This window comes from Nonomuraea phyllanthi (assembly GCF_006334985.2).
Taxonomy (GTDB): Bacteria; Actinomycetota; Actinomycetes; order Streptosporangiales; family Streptosporangiaceae; genus Nonomuraea; species Nonomuraea phyllanthi.
On sequence record NZ_VDLX02000001.1, the window covers coordinates 608,396 to 625,038 of the forward strand.

The 16,643-nt window shown below is 72.2% G+C and carries 12 protein-coding genes; 2 read left to right on the plus strand and 10 right to left on the minus strand.

What is annotated here, in order from left to right; genetic code table 11:
* Window positions 1-4 precede the first annotated feature (4 nt).
* The 5 genes from FH608_RS02925 to FH608_RS02945 are packed head-to-tail and all read right to left on the minus strand — an operon-like array spanning window position 5 to window position 6,176.
* Entirely contained in the window at window positions 5-1,591 is a 1,587-nt protein-coding gene (locus tag FH608_RS02925; protein ID WP_139628206.1) for an acyl-CoA synthetase, read from the minus strand.
* Window positions 1,591-2,739, minus strand: coding sequence for a thiolase domain-containing protein (locus FH608_RS02930; RefSeq protein WP_139628958.1), 1,149 nt, complete (start codon window positions 2,737-2,739; stop codon window positions 1,591-1,593). Before FH608_RS02930 ends, FH608_RS02925 begins: the two co-directional genes overlap by 1 nt.
* Window positions 2,739-3,743, minus strand: coding sequence for a lipid-transfer protein (locus FH608_RS02935; protein ID WP_139628207.1), 1,005 nt, complete (start codon window positions 3,741-3,743; stop codon window positions 2,739-2,741). Before FH608_RS02935 ends, FH608_RS02930 begins: the two co-directional genes overlap by 1 nt.
* Window positions 3,740-4,639 (minus strand): Zn-ribbon domain-containing OB-fold protein, encoded by a 900-nt coding sequence (locus FH608_RS02940; protein ID WP_226898890.1) that lies wholly within the window; start codon window positions 4,637-4,639, stop codon window positions 3,740-3,742. Before FH608_RS02940 ends, FH608_RS02935 begins: the two co-directional genes overlap by 4 nt.
* Window positions 4,629-6,176 carry an acyl-CoA synthetase gene (locus tag FH608_RS02945; RefSeq protein WP_139628208.1) on the minus strand — a complete coding sequence of 516 codons (1,548 nt, stop codon included), beginning with the start codon at window positions 6,174-6,176 and terminating at the stop codon, window positions 4,629-4,631. The genes FH608_RS02940 and FH608_RS02945 overlap by 11 nt, the downstream gene beginning before the upstream one ends.
* A gap of 111 nt (window positions 6,177-6,287) precedes the next feature.
* On the opposite strand from FH608_RS02945, the gene FH608_RS02950 reads away from it, so the two are divergent.
* Window positions 6,288-7,097, plus strand: coding sequence for a crotonase/enoyl-CoA hydratase family protein (locus FH608_RS02950; protein WP_139628209.1), 810 nt, complete (start codon window positions 6,288-6,290; stop codon window positions 7,095-7,097).
* Window positions 7,098-7,126: 29 nt separating this feature from the next.
* On the opposite strand, the gene FH608_RS02955 is transcribed toward FH608_RS02950, so the two are convergent.
* Together FH608_RS02955 and FH608_RS02960 are read right to left on the minus strand one after the other, a co-directional pair.
* The gene (locus tag FH608_RS02955; protein WP_139628210.1) at window positions 7,127-8,233 is read right to left on the minus strand and encodes an NAD(P)H-dependent flavin oxidoreductase; all 1,107 of its coding nucleotides are present in this window, start codon (window positions 8,231-8,233) and stop codon (window positions 7,127-7,129) included.
* A 117-nt stretch (window positions 8,234-8,350) separates the two neighbouring features.
* Entirely contained in the window at window positions 8,351-9,259 is a 909-nt protein-coding gene (locus FH608_RS02960; protein ID WP_139628211.1) for a DUF3068 domain-containing protein, read from the minus strand.
* Between the two features lie 167 nt (window positions 9,260-9,426).
* Here FH608_RS02960 and FH608_RS02965 point away from each other — a divergent pair, with 167 nt between their 5' ends.
* Window positions 9,427-10,575 (plus strand): acyltransferase family protein, encoded by a 1,149-nt coding sequence (locus FH608_RS02965; RefSeq protein ID WP_139628212.1) that lies wholly within the window; start codon window positions 9,427-9,429, stop codon window positions 10,573-10,575.
* Here FH608_RS02965 and FH608_RS02970 read toward each other — a convergent pair.
* From FH608_RS02970 to FH608_RS02980, 3 genes are read right to left on the minus strand one after another with little or no spacing between them, the layout of a single operon-like run.
* Entirely contained in the window at window positions 10,496-14,752 is a 4,257-nt protein-coding gene (locus tag FH608_RS02970) for an alpha-(1->3)-arabinofuranosyltransferase domain-containing protein (RefSeq protein ID WP_139628213.1), read from the minus strand. The two genes, FH608_RS02965 and FH608_RS02970, sit on opposite strands and share 80 nt — an antisense overlap.
* The gene (locus tag FH608_RS02975; protein ID WP_139628214.1) at window positions 14,749-15,843 is read right to left on the minus strand and encodes a glycosyltransferase family 4 protein; all 1,095 of its coding nucleotides are present in this window, start codon (window positions 15,841-15,843) and stop codon (window positions 14,749-14,751) included. The genes FH608_RS02970 and FH608_RS02975 overlap by 4 nt, the downstream gene beginning before the upstream one ends.
* Window positions 15,840-16,643: a glycosyltransferase gene (locus FH608_RS02980; RefSeq protein WP_139628215.1), complete on the minus strand. Its 804-nt coding sequence runs from the start codon at window positions 16,641-16,643 to the stop codon at window positions 15,840-15,842. Before FH608_RS02980 ends, FH608_RS02975 begins: the two co-directional genes overlap by 4 nt.

Consider the following 16,643-nt stretch of genomic DNA (forward strand, 5'->3'; position numbering starts at 1 on the left):
CCCCTCAGCCCTCGCTCGCCTGCACCGTCTCGCGCGCCCACCGGTAGTCGGCCTTGCCGGCGGGCGAGCGCACCATTTCGTCCACGAACGCGTACGAACGGGGCACCTTGTACCCCGATAACAGGGTCCTGCAGTGCGCGTCCAGATCCTCGGCCGTGACCTCGACGCCGGGCCGCGGCTCCACCACCGCGGCCACCCGGCTCCCCCACCGCTCGTCGGGCACCCCGGTCACCACCGCGTCGAACACGGCCGGATGCCCCTTGAGCACCGCCTCGACCTCCTCGGGGAACACCTTCTCCCCGCCGGTGTTGATGCACTGCGAGCCCCGGCCGAACACGTTCACGGTGCCGTCGGCGGCCACGGTCGCGAGGTCGCCGGTCAGCAGCCACCGGGTGCCCTCGTCGTCGGTGACGAACGTGCGGGCCGTCTTCTCCGGGTCGTTGTAGTAGCCGAACGCCACCCGCCCCGCCCTCGCCATGGTGCCCATGAGCCCCGAGCCCGGCTCGACCGGCCGGTGCCGCTCGTCCAGCACCGCCAGCCGGGCCACGGCGTTCGGCTGGTAGCGCAGACCGGTCTCCGGCGAGGACCCGGCCAGGCCCGACGCGGTGTAGCCGGACTCGGTGGAGCCGAAGCTGTCCATGATCATGATGTTCGGCAGCAGCTCCTGGAGCCGGTCGCGGACCGCGCCGGACAGGATCGCCCCGGTCGAGCTGACCACGAACAGCGACGAGACGTCGTAGCCGCCCTTCTCCAGCGCCTCGGCCAGGGGCCTGGCCATGGCGTCGCCGGTGATGTTCATGGTGGACACGCGCTCGCGCTCGACCGTGCGCCACACGTCCTCGGGGTCGAAGCGGCGCACGAACACCATGGTCGCGCCCATCCAGAAGGCGATGAACGTGGCCATCTGCGCGGCCCCGTGCATCAGCGGCGGCGCGGCCATCATCACCAGCGGGCCGGCCTTGACCGCCTCGTCGATCACCTGCTGGGGCGTGGCGCGCGGCTCGCCGTACGGGTTGCCGCCGCCGAAGGCCATGAACAGGTCCTCGACGTGCCACATCGCGCCCTTGGGCAGGCCCGTGGTGCCGCCGGTGTAGATGATGTAGACGTCCTGGCCGGAGCGCGGCGGGAAGCGCCGTTCCGGGCTGCCGCGCTCCAGGGCCGTCCCGTACGGCACCGCCGAGCCGATGCGCGACGGCCCGCCCACCGAGATCAGGTGCTCCAGCAGCGGCGCGTCACCGGCCACCGCGGCCACCCGCGCGTCGAACTCCACGTCGTAGACCAGCGCCCGGATGTCGGAGTCGCGGTAGAGGTAGAGCAGCTCGGCCTCGACGTAGCGGTAGTTCACGTTGACCGGCACGGCCCTGATCTTGAGCGTGGCCAGCAGGCCGGCGACGTACTCGACGCCGTTGTAGAGATGCAGCCCGACGTGCTGGCCCGGCTGGACGCCCACGCTCGTGAGGTAGTGGGCCAGCCGGTTCGACTCGGCCTCCAGCTCGGCGTAGGTGCGCCGGTCGGAGCCGCAGACGACGGCCGTCCGGTCCCCGACCGCGTCGGCGACCCCCTCGAACAGGTCAGCGTGGTTGAACTCCATCAGGGCTTCTCCCGTCCGACGATCCACATCGCGAAGAACTGGGCTCCCCCGCCGTACGCGTGGCCGAGCGCCGTGCGGGCGCCGTCCACCTGGTGATCGCCCGCCATCCCGCGCACCTGCAGCGCGGCCTCGGCGAACCTGATCAGCCCCGAGGCCCCGATGGGGTTGCTCGACAGCACCCCGCCCGAGGCGTTCCACGGGATGTCACCGTCGAGCGCCGTCGCCCCCGACTCGGTGAGCTTCCATCCCTCCCCTTCCGCCGCGAACCCCAGGTTCTCCAGCCACATCGGCTCGTACCAGGAGAACGGCACGTACACCTCGGCCACGTCGATCTGCCGCCGCGGATCGGCGATGCCGGCCTGGCGGTAGACGTCGGCCGCGCAGTCCTTGCCCGCCTGCGGGCTGACCGTGTCGCGCCCGGCGCGGAAGATCGGCTCGGAGCGCATGGCCGTCCCGTGCACCCACGCCGGGGTGCCGGTGACCTTGGACTCGGACGACAGGACGAGGGCGCAGGCGCCGTCGCTGGACGGGCAGGTCTCCAGGTAGCGGATCGGCTCCCAGAGCATCGGCGTGGACTCGACCATCTTCTGGTCGATGCCGGGGATCTTGAGGTGCGCGTACGGGTTCTTCAGGGCGTTCAGCCGGTCCTTGACCGCCACGAGCGTCCCGATGTGTCCGGGCGCGCCCGACCTGCGCATGTACTCGCGGATGTGCGGCGCGAAGTAGCCGCCCGCGCCCACCACGAGGGACGCGCTGAACGGTAGGTGCGTGGACAGCGCCCAGGTGGCGTTGGACTCCGACTGCTTCTCGTACGCCACCACCAGTACCCGGTCGTGCACCCCGCCCTGGATCAGCGAGGCGCCGACCAGCGCGGTGGAGCCGCCGACGCTGCCCGCCGTGTGCACGCGCGTCATCGGCTTGCCCGCCGCGCCGAGGGCGTCCGCCAGGTACGCCTCCGGCATCATCACGCCCTCGAACAGGTCGGGCGCCTTGCCGACGACCACGGCGTCGATGTCGGCGAACGAGAGCCCGGCGTCGTCCAGCGCCCGCAGCGCCGACTCGCGGACCAGGCCCGCGATCGACACGTCCCTGCGCTTGGTCGTGTAGTGCGTCTGCCCGACCCCGATGACCGCGCACCGGTTTGCCATCATGCCTCCAGGACGGTGACGAGGTTCTGCTGCAGGCAGGGACCGCCGGCGGCGTGGCCGACGGTGCGGCGCGCGTCGCCGTCGAGGATGCGCCGCGCGGCCTCGCCGATGCGGATGAGGCCCGTGGCCATGACCGGGTTGGCGGCCAGCGGGCCGCCGGACGGGTTGATCACCGTCTCGCCGGGCAGCTCCAGCGCGCGGCGCAGGATGATCTCCTCGTGCGCGAACTGGGCATGCAGCTCGGCCACCTCGACAGGACCCTTGCCGACCCCCGCGGCTCGTGCGGCATCGGCCGCGGAGGCCGACAGGGCGAGATCTCGCATACCCAGGTAGTGGGGCTCTATGCGATGAGCGATGCCCCTGATGTAGGCGGGATTGGAGCACAATTGTCCGGCCAGGTCACCGGCGGCCAGCACGATCGCGGCGGCGCCGTCGGTGACGGGCGGCGCGACCAGCGCGTCCGGCTCGCCGGGGTCGGGGTCGGGCAGGTCGAGCGCGTACGGGTTGCTCCTCCCGTCCGCCCGGCTCCTGCGCACGATCTCGTCGAGCTCCGCCCGGTCCGCGCCGACGGCGGCGGCCTGGAGCGCGGCGTAGGAGAGCTGGTCGAGGCCGAGCGGCGCCAGGTAGTACGGGTCCAGCTGGAGCGTCATGATCGTGCGCAGGTCGCCGAGCGACGACTTGCCGAAGCCGTAGACCAGGGCCGAATCGACGTCGCCGTGCTGGAGGCGCACCCACGCCTCGTACAGGGCCCAGGCGCCGTCCATCTCGACGTGGCTCTCCGAGATGGGCGGCCAGGCGGCCAGCGCGTCGAGGGCCGACACGAACGAGAAGGGCGCGCCCGCGAGGTAGTCGCAGCTGCCCGAGCAGGTGAAGCCGAACCTGCCGAGCCCCGTGCGCTCCTTGACCTCGTCGATGACGGGCTGGATCATCTCCGGCTCGCTCAGGCCGGTGTCGTGGCCGGCGTGCCGGGTCTGGGCGAACGCGACGATGGCGACGTCTCTCATGACAGCTCCACATCCGGCTCGCCGGTGGGGGCGAACCAGCGGACGTTCGCCATGGACGCCGTGCGCTCGCCCTCCGGGACCCAGACCGCCCTGACCCGCATGCCCTGGCGCACCTCGTGAGCGGGTACGTCGCCGACGAGCGCGATCATGGGGATGTCTGCGTGGTCGAGCAGAATGTACGCCGACACGAACGGCACCTGGGGGGCCCGCGGATCGGGCAGGTTGTTGATGGCGAACGTGGTGATCGTGCCGGTGTCGGGGAGTTCGATCGGGTCCGGGATGGCGTTTCCGCATTCGGGGCAGGACGCGCGGTAGGGGACGTACACCTTCTCGCAGGTCCCGCACCGGCCGCCGAGGAAGACGCCGCGCTCGACGCCCTCCAGGAAGACGCGGAGCGCGCCGCCGGCCTGGAGGCGGTACTCGGCGCGCACGTTGGCCACGATCTTCGTGACCTCCGGCACGAAATGGGAAATGTCGGTGATGTGGCCGGTGGGGTGGTCGCTCCAGGCCGGCCAGACGCGGGTGCCGGCGGCCAGCGCCTTGGGGTTGCCCGCGTCCACGGCGTGCACCAGCGCGGTGCCCGCCCCGTCCAGCTTGATCAGCGCCCAGGCGAACGGCCGGTCGAGCGGGTGGCCCGCGAGCGGCTCGTCCACCCAGGCAAAGGTGGTGACGGTGCCCGCCGGGCCGACCTCGACGTACTCATCTGTCACCGGCTCCCCGCTCGCGGGGTCGTACTCCAGGGGCGGCACGAGCACCTTGCCCTCCTTCGTCCGCACCCCGACGATCCGCCGGCCGCGTAACTCGCTCAGGAACCGGCCGACCACGGGGCCGGTCGTCCGCGTGTAGCCGCCGGGGAACTCCAGCACGTGCTGGGCGAGCAGCGGATCAGATGGCACGGTCGTGTCCCTCCCAGTACGGGGCTCGGAGCTTGCGTTTGAGCAGCTTGCCGTTGGGTTCGCGGGGCATCTCGGCGATGAAGTCGACGCTTCTCGGCCACTTCATCCTGGCCAGGCGGCCCTCCAGCGACGCGAGCAGTTCGCGGGCCAGCTCGGGTCCCGGCTCGATGCCGGGCGCGGGCTCGACCACGGCCTTGATCTGCTCGCCCCACTCCTCGTCCGGGATGCCGAACACGGCCACGTCCGCCACCTTCGGGTGGACCATGAGCTCGTTCTCGATCTCGGCCGGGTAGATGTTGGCGCCGCCCGAAATGATCATGTCGGCCTTGCGGTCGCGGAGGTAGAGGTAGCCGTCCTCGTCCAGGTATCCGATGTCCCCAACGGTGAAGTAGTCCTTGAGGCGGTTCGCGGCGGTCTTGTCGGGATCGCCCTTGTACTCGAACGGGACGCCGCCCATCTTCATGTAGATCGTCCCGGCCGTGCCGGTCGGCATGGGTTCGCCCTGCTCGTCCGCGATCAGCAGCTCGCTGATGGGCCACGCCCTGCCGACCGTGCCCGGGTGCGACTTCCAGTCCTCCGGCGTGGCCAGCGTGCCGCCGCCCTCGGTGGCCGCGTAGTACTCGTACACGCAGTCGCCCCACCACTCGAACATCGCCCACTTGACCGGGATCGGGCAGGGCGCGGCGGCGTGGATCATCCACCTGAGCGAGGACAGGTCGTACGCGGCGCGGGTCCGCTCCGGCAGCGCGAGCAGCCGCTTGAAGTGGGTCGGGACCAGGTGGGAGCTCGTGACGCGGTGCCGCTCGCAGAGCCGGAGCATCTCCTCGGCGTCCCATCGGTCCATGTAGACGAGCGTGTGACCCATGTGCAGAGCGGTGCCGCCGAACTGCGTCACCGCGGTGTGGTAGCTCGGGGAGGTGACGAGGTGGGCGTTGGGGCGGCCCGGCGTGATGCCGAACAGTCCGAGCAGGAATGTCATGAGCTCAGCGGAGTCGTCCGGGTCGAGGCCGCTCAGCGGGCGTTTGACGCCTTTCGGCTTGCCGGTGGTGCCGGAGGTGTAGTGCATGGTGGCCCCGGCCGTGCGCTCGGGCGGGGTGGTGTCCGGCCACCCGTCGATCAGCTCCCTCACCTGGCGGAAGCCGTCGGCCTCTCCTTCGAGCAGGAAGCGGCGGTGCGGCTCGATCGCCTCGGCTGCCCTGGCGCCCTCCTCGGCGAAGCGCGGGTGCACGAAGAAGGCCTTGGCCTCGCTGTCGGCCACGATGTACGCGATCTCGGGGCCGGTGAGATGCCAGTTGACCGGCGTGTAGTACCAGCCGGCCTGGAGGGCGGCCAGGTAGAGCACGAGCCCGTCCGCGCCGTTCGGGACGAGGCCGCAGACACCGTCCCCCGGCCGGAGCCCGAGCCCGCGCAGCCCGTGCACGAGGCGGTTGGCGCGGGCGAGCAGGTCTCCCGCCCGGTGCTCCGTGCCGTCGGGGTCCACGGCGGCGATCCACTCGGGATCCGCCTGCGCGAGCTTCCAGAAACCGAGCGTGCCCATCGAGAGCTCCCTCGCAGCCGAAACAGGAACCTGTTCTCGTTTGCTGCTCGGAGCGTATCCTGGGGCCGAAGTTCGTAGCAAGCGCTTGATTTGACCCCTTCGGAGGCGTCCGTGGAGCTCCTGCCGATCAGTACCCCCCACTGCCGGATCGAACGCGACGGCCACGTCCTGATCGTCACCATGAACCGGCCGGAGGCCCGCAACGCGCTCTCTTCGGACATGCTGGTCGGCCTCGCCTCGGCGTGGGCGTACGCGTCGGAGGAGCCCGAGGTCCGGGTGGCGATCCTGACCGGCGCCGAGGGCACGTTCTGCTCCGGGGCCGACCTCAAGGCCATGGGGCAGCCGTCCGCGGACCCGGAGGTCCAGGCCAGGGCCACGCGGCTGCCGAACTTCCACTGGAAGGGGCTGCTGCGCGAGGACCTGCCCACCAAGCCGGTCATCAGCGCGGTGGAGGGGTACGCGGTCGCGGGCGGCACGGAACTCCTGGTGGGGACGGACCTGCGGGTGGTGGCGGAGTCGGCCACGCTCGGGCTGTTCGAGGCCAGGCGCGCCCTGTTCCCCATGGGCGGCAGCGCCGTACGCCTGCCCCGGCAGATCCCGTACTGCCACGCCATGGACCTGCTCCTCACCGGACGCCCGGTCACGGCGGCGGAGGCGCTGTCCATGGGCCTGGTCAACCGGGTGGTGCCCGACGGGCAGGCACTCGCCTCGGCCCGGGAGCTGGCCGGCGAGGTCGCCGCCTCGGGGCCGCTCGCCGTGCAGGCGATCCTGCGCACGTACCGGGACACGCTGGGCATGCCGGAGCCGGAGGCGCTGAAGGTGTCGGACGAGCTCGGCTGGCCGGTGATCGGCTCGGAGGACGCCAAGGAGGGCACCCGCGCCTTCCGCGAGAAGCGCCCTCCCGCCTACCGGGGCCACTAGTCCGCAGCCGGGCGCGCCGGCCGTTCCGGCTAGTCCGCCGTGAGGCGCGCGAGCCGTTCCAGCGCCTCGCCGTACTCCTCCACCAGGCCGAACACCACGTCCTTCGTCGAGCGGACCTGGTTGGTGACGCCGATGATCTGCCCGGCGGGGAAGGTGGCCAGCTCGGCGGCGTCCGAGCGGCCGATGCGCCGCAGGGCGTCCGAGACCAGCATGAACTGCAGCGGCATCGGCAGCGTGCCCGGCGACTCCGCGGACTCCCAGGCCTCCGTCCACTCGTTCCTGAGCAGCCGCGCCGGCTTGCCGGTCCAGCTGCGTGAGCGCACGGTGTCCCTGGACGTGGCCGCCAGGATGCGGCGCTTGGCCATCTCGGGGGTGTCGGCCTCCTCGACGGTCAGCCAGAGCGAGCCGGTCCAGACCCCCTCGGCGCCCAGCGCCATCCCCGCGGCCATCTGGCGGCCGTTGCCGATGCCGCCGGCGGCCAGGACGGGCACGTCCACGGCGTCCACGACCTGCGGGATCAGCACCATGGTGGAGATCTCGCCGGTGTGGCCGCCGGCTTCTGTGCCCTGGGCGACGACGACGTCCACCCCGACCTCCACCTGCTTGAGCGCGTGCCGGGGCGTGGAGGCGAGCGCGGCGACCTTGACGCCCTTCGCGTGGGCGAGGTCCACCACGTCGGCGGGCGGCGGGCCGAGAGCGTTGGCCAGCAGCGCGATGGGGTGGCGCAGGGCGACCTCCACCTGCGGCCGGGCGGTGGCGTCCGTCCAGCCGAGCAGCACCCTGCCGGGATCGGCGTCCGCGGACAGCCGCGGGACGCCGTGCCGGGCCAGCAGGCCCTCGACGAACGCCCGGTGGCCGTCGGGGATCATCGACTGCAGGCGGCCCACCAGCTCCTCGGGCGCGAAGTCGGCGCCCTCGTAGGAGGCGGGCATGACCACGTCCACGCCGTACGGCCGGCCGTCCACGTGGTCGTCGATCCACCTGAGCTCGGTCTCGAGCTCCTCGGGCGTGAAGTAGAGCGCCCCGAGCACTCCCATGCCGCCCGCGCGGCTGACGGCGGCGACCACGTCCCTGCAGTGGCTGAACGCGAAGATCGGTAACTCGATTCCGAACATGTCCGTGACACGTGTCCGCATGGCCCGACAATACGTCCGGCGGGCAGCGAACTGCAACGCGTTCTAGGTCTGATTCTTTTATCCGCTACTCGCCGGTAACGGTGGCGATAACGTGTTCTAGTAAACCGCGCTGAATGGTCACCTGCGGCGGCCGACGAGGACGCCGGTCAACGCGAGCGCGAGCCCCACGAGGAGCAGGACCAGCGGAATGACGTTGCGCAGCAGGTTGATCTGGTTCTTGTCGTCCTCGGCGTTCTTGACCAGCTCGTCGACGGTCTTCTCGGTCATCTTCGCGGTGCCGACGAAGGCCGCCGAGCGCTCCACGCCGTCCTGGGTCTTCAGCACCTCGTGGCGCTGCACCTCCTGCTTGACCGGGGCGCCGGTGACCGGCTCCACCCAGAAGGTGGTCGTGCCGTCGTACCAGCGGTCGACCTGCACGTCTCCCTTGGTGTCCGTCATGCCGAGCACGTTGGCGGGCGCCGTGCGCGTCTCGGTCTTGCTCGGCGGGATCTGCTGCTCGAACACGTAGACGGGCAGCCCGTTCACCGTGTCCTCGCGGACGAACGTGGCGTCGAACGCCTTGCCCACCGTGCCGTTGAACACCTTGTACGTCTTCTTCTCCACGTCGAAGGGGAACTTGTAGATCTGCCCCTCCAGCGTGACCGGATCCTTGTCGATGCTGGCCCCGCAGCAGTTGAGCCCCACCCCGCTGTAGCGGTCGAAGGCGCTGCGCCGCTCGGACAGCTCGATCTGCGGCCGGCTGTTGGTCACGTCGTTGACGACCGTGGCCTCGTCCCAGACCACCCGGTGCGAGTCGGCCTCCTTCACGTCACCGCGGGTCGTGACGATGATGTCGAGGTCGCCGGTGAGGACCTTGAGGTCCTGCAGCGAGAAGTACCGCGCGTCCTTGGCCTCCATCCGCGCGATGCCGAACTGGTCCGCCGGAGCGGAGATCAGCTGGCCCGCCGCCCAGAATTTCAGCAGCGGCGCCAGCGCGACGAAGAAAGCCCCGAACCCGATGAGGACGAGCGTTGAGATACGACCCATCGAGGCCTCCGGATTTGTAGAACGTGTTGTCATGTGGCGGGATCTTCGAGCAACAAAGTATGACAGGGGGTCAGGGCCGTCAGCGGCGGTCCTCCCACCGCAATCAAATCGATAGAAACAAGTTCTATCGTGGTTTCCGCTGATCGAGCCAGGGGGTGTGAGCAGGGATGAAGGGCAGGGACACGGCCCTCGACGGCATCCGCGCGTGCGCCGCTCTGGGCGTGTGGCTGCTGCACGTCGGCAGCAACACGGGCGTCATGTACCGCGAGGGCATGTACTCCTGGATGATGGCCAGGCTCGGCATCGCCGTGCCCGTCTTCTTCCTCCTGTCGGGCCTGCTCCTCTACCGCCCCTGGGCGCGGGCGGTCATCGAGGGCACGCCGCGCCCCGCCCTCCTGCGCTACCTGTGGCGCAGGGTGCTGCGGGTCATGCCGGCCTACTGGCTCGTGGCGGGGCTGGCGCTGTGGGCGTGGAGCTCGCTCGGCTGGCTCGACTGGGTCAAGTGGATGCTGCTGCTGCAGAGCTACTTCCCCGGCGACCCGGCGCCCGACGGGCTCTACCAGATGTGGACGCTGCCCATCGAGATGGCCTTCTACGTGCTGCTCCCCCTGCTGGCCTGGGCGCTGCACAGGTGGGCACGGCGCGGTGGCAACCCCCCGGTCAGGCTGCTGGCGGGCATCGCGGTGCTGCCGGTGATCTCGGTGGTCACCGTGGTCGCGACCCGCGAGTTCGGGCAGTCGCAGCTCGCCCTGACGCTGCCGTACAACCTGGTGTTCTTCGCCGGCGGCATGGCGATGGCGGTGCTGTCGGTGTGGATCGGGCACAGCAGGGTGATCGACGCGCTGGCGCCGCAGCTCCTGGTGCTGGCCCTCATCCTGTACGCCGTGCTCAGCACGGGGCTGGCCGGCCCGCGCACGCTGACGCTGCCGACCCTGTCGGAGTCGCTGACGCGGATGAGCCTGGAGGCAGCCATCGCGGTGCTGGTGGTGGCGCCGTTCGCGCTGGCCCCCAGGACCGGCTCGCTGCGGCACCGGGTGCTCGGCAACCCCGTGAGCGCCTACCTGGGCCGTATCTCCTACAGCTTCTTCCTGTGGCACGTCCCGGTGATCACGTTGCAGCTCAAGCTGACCGGCGCGCCGCCGTTCGGCGGCGACTTCCCCAGCGTGGCCGTGGTGTCGCTGATGGTCTCGCTGCTGCTGAGCGTCGGTACGTACCATCTGATCGAGGTCCCCGCTCTCAAGCTCGCCCGGCGCCGGTCAGCACCTGCTCTGCCGCCGGCCGCTCCGGCTCCGGCTCCGGTCGCGCCGGCTCCCTGACCAGCTGGCCGAAGAGCACGCCCATGGCCGCGCAGGCGGCCAGCTGCGGCACCTGGTCCAGCAGCAGCTCCACGCCGGGCACCAGCATGGCCGCCGCCAGGGAGGCCGTGGCGACGCCGAACGCGGCGGCGGCCGGCCAGTGCGCGGACAGGCCCCTGGCCCGCAGCAGGAGCGTCACGAGCACCGCGGCCAGGACCGCGAGCATGCCGGGCCAGCTCGCCACCCAGCCGCCGAAGGCGAGCCCGAGCACGACCGCGTACGGCGCGCGCAGGTGGGGCAGCCGCGCGGCCGGGGCGGCGGCGGTCTCGCGCACGTGCTCGGGCCGCGGGCCCCGCATCACCAGGGCGATCAGGGCCAGCAGGGCGATCCCGGCCAGGCCGAGGACCAGCGCGAGCTGGTAGGCGCGGTCCGGCACGTATTCCAGCCGGGCGGTCCCCGAGGTGCCGGCGGGCAGCTCCCAGCCCTGCTTCCAGCCGTCGACGCGGACCGGTTTGAGCGTCTTCCCGGCGATCCGCGCCTGCCAGCCGGCGTTGAAGTTCTCGTTGACGACGAGGAAGGAGTCCTTGGGCGCGTCCACCGCGACCTCGCGTACGGACGGCGTCCAGGTGCCCTGCACGGCCGCCCCCGCCACGCCGCCCGGCTCGTCGGGGAGCGTGCCCGCCACGAGTGCGTCGACGGCGAACGGGTCCCAGCCGGCGACCCGCACCCGGTTGTCACCGGCCGCCAGCCGGGCCTTGGAGCAGCCGAGGAACTGAACCGGCCGCTGTTCCAGCAGGTCGGCATGGGTGCCCGTGACCTTGGTCTGGATCGCCTGCCCGTTCACCTCGATCCTCGGCCCCGCGCCGCAGGGCAGCCGGAGCGGGATGTCGGCGGGCCTGCCCACGGGATCGACACCGGGCACCGCGATCTCCGTCACCTGCAGCCGCTTCGAGAACGGCGTGAAGCGGAGCTTGAGCCGGGAGGTGGACAGCGGCTCGAACGTGAGCAGGCCGCTCGGATCGACCCGTCCCGCGCGGACCGCGCCACCGTCGCCGGTCACCACGACGTCGAGCGGCTGCTTGTCGCTCGCGGGGCGGAAGATCCTGACCTGGGAGATCGTGCGCCGGCCCTTCCACGCGAGGCTGAGCGTGGGCTCGGCGTCGCGGCCCGCCGGGATCCACGTCGTGCTCGTGTCCCCGTCGAAGGCCGACCTGGGCGAGACCACCGCGTCCTCGGCCAGCTGGGACGAGCCGGTCACGCTGGTCAGGTCCGCACGGACGCGCGTGAACCGGTCGACGAGCTCCGGATCCCTCAGCACGGCGGATCCCCGCACGTTCACGCTCGCGGCGGACCCGGCGGTGAAGGTCCGGTCGAACCCGGTCTCCTCGTCCTGCCTGGCCAGCGCGTTCGGGTTGCACACCCAGCGGGCCCTGTTGCGCATGCAGGCGGGCCGCTCGTCGAGCCCCTTGTCCATGACGAACACGTCGCCGCCCGCTCCGGGCAGCCTGATCGTTCGCTCGGCCGTGACGCCGGGGATGGACAGCTCGACGACGCCGACGCGCTGCCCGTAGCTCCACTCGCCGGACGCCGTCGCGAGCACCTTGACCCGCACCCAGCTCGTCGGGCCGTCGGGGACGCGCAGCCGCTGGGCGTCCGTGGTCGCCCGCACGTCCTGGGCCAGGGCGCCGGACTCGGTCTCCACGGCCACGCGGCTGATGCGCTGGCCGAGCAGCAGGTCGGAGGGGAACATCGCCTGCACGTACGGGATCCGCATCCGCCTCGGCAGGTCCACCCGCAGCCACTCGCCGCGCGGATCCTTCGAGCCGTCGCTCTCCCAGCCGGTCTCGACGTTGCCGTCCATGGCCGACCACGGGCCGCGGCCCGGCGAGCTGAGCCCCGCGATCGCGTACGGGTCGGCCAGCGAGGACGAGGCCGTGATGCCGGCGATGCCGCCGTACTCGGCGGTGGCGGCGGCGTCCAGCCAGCCGTCCTCCAGCAGGTCGAGGGCTCTGACCCCGCCGAAGTCCGCCTTCCTGTCGGCGGTGAGCGTGGGCGACCGGTTCGACCTGATCTCTCCGAACGAGCGCTCGCGCAGCCGCAGCGCGTCGCTGACCACGGTGGGCGCCTCGCGGCCGCCCGCGTCGCCGTTCAGCAGGACCGGGCCGTCGCCGAGCAGGCCGAGGTCGCCCATCGCGAGCATGGACTCCGGCCCGCCGCGCACCTTCAGCGCGTCGGCCACCGGCTCCACGCCCACCAGGTCGGAGCTGCCGCTCACCTCGTAGAGGTCCAGCGCGGGGAACGCCGCGTCCAGCGTCTCGACGGCGTCGTCGCCCTCCCTGTCGCCGACGGGCTCGCCGAACGAGCGCACCGGCCTGATGCCCGGCGACTCGCGCAGCGCCTCGAAGATGCGCGCGGGCCAGGCGCCCTGGAGGTTCGCCCTGTTCAGGTCGTTCCTGACGAGCAGGTAGCGCACGCCCATCCGGCGCAGCACGGCGGTCACCCCCGCCGAGCCGTGACCGGAGGCGAGCCGATCGTCGATGGCGTCGAGCAGCCTGGTCAGCCCCACCGAGCCGGGCGGCGTGATCTGCCTGGCCGTCCATCGGGCGGTCGTCAGCGCCTGGAGCGGCTCGTCCATCGGGCGGCCCCAGACGTACTCGCCGAACTTGGCGCCCGGCACCAGCAGCACGCCGTCGTCGCCGGCGTTCGCGTCGAGCCAGGCCGCCGCCTCCCGCCAGTACGCCGGCACCTGCCTGAAGTCGCCGGGCGCGGCCAGGCCCTGGTTGAACACGGGCAGCACGAGGGCCGCGAACGCCACCACCGACACGGCACGCAGCGGCAGCCGGGCCCGTACGAGCAGGTGGGCCAGGCCGAAGGCGAGCGCGAGGCGTACCAGCGGGTCGAACTTGCGCAGGTTGCGCAGCGGCGCGAGCGGGCCGTCGAGCAGCCAGCGCACCGGCTCGGCCACGACCGGCTCCAGCTCGCTCATGTGCCCCGCGACCAGCGCCGTCACGCCGATCAGGAACAGCGCCACCAGGAAGCCCCTTGCGGGCAGGTCCCGGCGGGAGAGCCCGGCCAGGCCGAGCGCCGCGAGCGCGCCGGTGACCACGACCATGGTGGCGGAGGTGGCGATCGCGAAGCCGGGCGGCTGGTCGAAGACGCCGGTGAGCGGCAGGAAACGCACCCAGTCGGAGGCGCCGCGCAGGACGTTCGTGAGCGAGGTGACCTGGGTGGTGGTGCCGGCGGTCTCGGTGTACGGCAGGAACGAGAACGCGTACCGGCCGGCGAGCAGCAGCGGCAGCGTCCAGAACAGGGTGGCGACCGAGACGGCGGCCGACCACCAGGCCAGCAGCCGCCAGCGCGGCACCGGGCGCGGCCTGGTGAGGATGTAGAGCACGGGGGCGACGAGCACGGCCAGCACGGCGACCGCGTTCACGCCGCCGCACAGCGCCACGGCCAGCGCCGACCTGACGGCGCCCCGGGCGCGCTGGCCCGTCTCGGACGCGGTGAGCAGCGGGAGCAGGATCCACGGCAGCATCGCCGCGGGCAGCCACTCGACCGAGATCTCTCCGAGGATGGACAGCGTGCGGGGGGCCAGCGCGTACGCCAGCGCGGCCACCACCCGGGCGCCCGGGGTGCCGACGCCGAGCCGCCCGGCCAGCCGCTCCACGCCGAGGAACGCCACGCACATCAGCAGCGTCAGCCAGAGCCGCTGCGTCACCCACGGCTCGATCCCGGCCAGGTCGCCGAGCGCGAAGAACGGGCCCATGGGGAAGACGTAGCCGGCGACCTGGTTCTGGAGCTGGCCGAAGTGCTGGAGGTCCCAGAGGTGGGTGGCGCGCTCCAGCCAGCCGACCGGGTTGAGCGCGAGGTCCATCTTGGTGTCGGAGATGAGGTTGCCCGGCTTGGTGGTGAACGCGAGCACGGCGAAGCCGAGGCAGCACACGACCAGCCACCACCGGCGCCACACCCGCACGCCGACCGCCTCCAGAGCCGCGCCGCCCCGGCTCGCCGGACGCGCGACCGGCTCGCGGCCGCTCGCCGGGGACGCGGCGGGCGGCGCGACGGAGGCGTCCGGCCCGGCGGGCGCGGCCGGTCCCGGAGCTTTGGGGACGCGGCGGCCGGCCACCAGGCGGTCGGTGGAGGGCTGGTTGGGCGAGCGACCGGCCACCACCCGGTCGATCGGTGGTCTGCGCGTCACCGGGCCTCCCAGCCCGCCTCGACCTCGCGGCCCAGCATCAGCGCGGTCAGGAGCTCCGCGCTGCGGTCCCAGGAGAAACGGTCCGCCCATGCCCGACATTTCACGGAATAAGTGTCGTCCCATTCCGCGAGTGCCGCGCCAATGCCCTTGGCCAGCTCCGTCCCCTCCGGCAGCAGCCACCCCGTCTCGCCGTCCCGTACGGCGTCCCGCAGCCCCTCCACGTCGAACGCGACGGTGGGCACCCCCAGCGCCGCCGCCTCCAGGACGCTCAGGCCCCACCCCTCGCCCTGCGACGCGCTCACGTGCACCCACGCCCGCGCCAGCAGCCGCGCCTTGTCCTCCTCGGGCAGGTAGCCGTGCAGGGTCACGCCCTCCGGCAGCCGGGCACGCAGTTCGTCCTCCAGGGGTCCCCGGCCGATGACGTCCACGGTCAGGCCGGGCCAGCGCTCCCTGAGCTGGGGCACGGCGTCGAGCAGCAGGCCGACCCGCTTGTGCGCGACCAGCCGGCCGAGGCAGACGATCCGGGGCGAGAGGCTCCGCGTGACGCCGGAGGGCCGGGCGACGCTCACCCCGTTCGGCACGATGTGCACCGGCCCTTCCCACCCGAGCCGTTCCCGCATGGCCCGCACCGTGGACGGCGACACGGCCACGCTCGCGTGCCGCCGGTAGGTCCGCCGCGCCACCGGCCCCTCCAGGAAGCGCCCGAACGCCGCCAGCCATCCCGGCATGTGCACGCCGAACTGCCGGTCGTGCACATGGTGCATGACGCAGAAGACCTTGGTACGCCGCCGCACGACCCATGGGGTGAAGAACGGGATCCCGTTCTGGCAGTCGAGCACCACGTCGAAGCGGCCGCGCCGGAGCAGCAGCCAGCAGAGCACCAGCGGATAAACGGTGAACACCCCGCCCATCCGCACGAACCGTACCCCTTCGGCGCGCTCGCTCCGCGCCTGGCCGGGCGCCCGCGCGGTGGCGAAGCACACCTCGTGGCCCGCGCGCGCGAAGCGGCGGGCCAGCTCCCAGGCGAAGGTCTCGGCGCCGCCGGCCTGGGGATGCCAGGGGTCACGCCAGTTGACGACGGCGATCTTCACGGAGATCCGACGGGGTCGAGCGGCGCCTCCCAGGACGGGGGCGCGGCGGCCCGCGGCCGGGCGCGCAGCCGCAGCCAGATCCGCCCGAGCTCCAGCACGATGCCGAACGTGTGCCGGGCCGGGGAGAACCGCGAGCCCGGCATGTCGTGCCAGCGCACGGGGATCTCCACCACCGCGGAGCCCTCCCGCACGCAGCGCGCGAGCAGCTCGACGTCGAAGGCGAAGCCGGGGGTGCGGAGCCGGGCGGCGACCTCGCGGGCCAGCACCCCGTCGAAGAACTTGAACCCGCACTGGGTGTCGCTCACCCCGCGCACCAGCGCGCCGGCCAGGGCGCGGAAGCCGAAGGCACCCAGCTCGCGGATCCTGCTGTGGCGGTTCTCGACGTGGGAGTCGCGGTGCGCCCTCGATCCGATCACCACGCGCTCGCCGGACAGCAGCTGCCCGAAGGCGACGTCGAGGGCGTCCAGGTCGGTGGCCATGTCGGCGTCGACGAAGCCGGCGAACGGCGCGCTGGTGCCGAGCAGCCCGGCGCGCACGGCGGCTCCCTTGCCGGGAACCGGGCACCGGATCAGCCGGACCGGGACGGGTCCGCGCGGCCAGTCCCTGACGATGTCGGCCGTGCGGTCCGTGCTGGCGTTGTCGACGACGATGACGGCGGTCGGGAACGGCAGGCGGGCAAGCTTCGCGCACAGCTGCAGGAGGCCCCCGGGAAGTCGTCGTTCCTCGTTGTGGGCGGGAATGACGATCTCAAGCAGTGGTGGTCGGCTCGTCCCCTCGTCCCGTGATGGAGAGGGCGGCAT

What these genes read in the sequence shown, in the direction of transcription:
- FH608_RS02925 (WP_139628206.1), bottom strand. Translation starts at nt 1,591, where the DNA reads ATGGAGTTCAACCACGCTGACCTGTTCGAGGGGGTCGCCGACGCGGTC.
- FH608_RS02960 (WP_139628211.1), bottom strand. Translation starts at nt 9,259, where the DNA reads ATGGGTCGTATCTCAACGCTCGTCCTCATCGGGTTCGGGGCTTTCTTC.
- FH608_RS02930 (WP_139628958.1), bottom strand. Translation starts at nt 2,739, where the DNA reads ATGGCAAACCGGTGCGCGGTCATCGGGGTCGGGCAGACGCACTACACG.
- FH608_RS02980 (WP_139628215.1), bottom strand. Translation starts at nt 16,643, where the DNA reads ATGCCGCCCTCTCCATCACGGGACGAGGGGACGAGCCGACCACCACTG.
- FH608_RS02945 (WP_139628208.1), bottom strand. Translation starts at nt 6,176, where the DNA reads ATGGGCACGCTCGGTTTCTGGAAGCTCGCGCAGGCGGATCCCGAGTGG.
- FH608_RS02965 (WP_139628212.1), top strand. Translation starts at nt 9,427, where the DNA reads ATGAAGGGCAGGGACACGGCCCTCGACGGCATCCGCGCGTGCGCCGCT.
- FH608_RS02935 (WP_139628207.1), bottom strand. Translation starts at nt 3,743, where the DNA reads ATGAGAGACGTCGCCATCGTCGCGTTCGCCCAGACCCGGCACGCCGGC.
- FH608_RS02955 (WP_139628210.1), bottom strand. Translation starts at nt 8,233, where the DNA reads ATGCGGACACGTGTCACGGACATGTTCGGAATCGAGTTACCGATCTTC.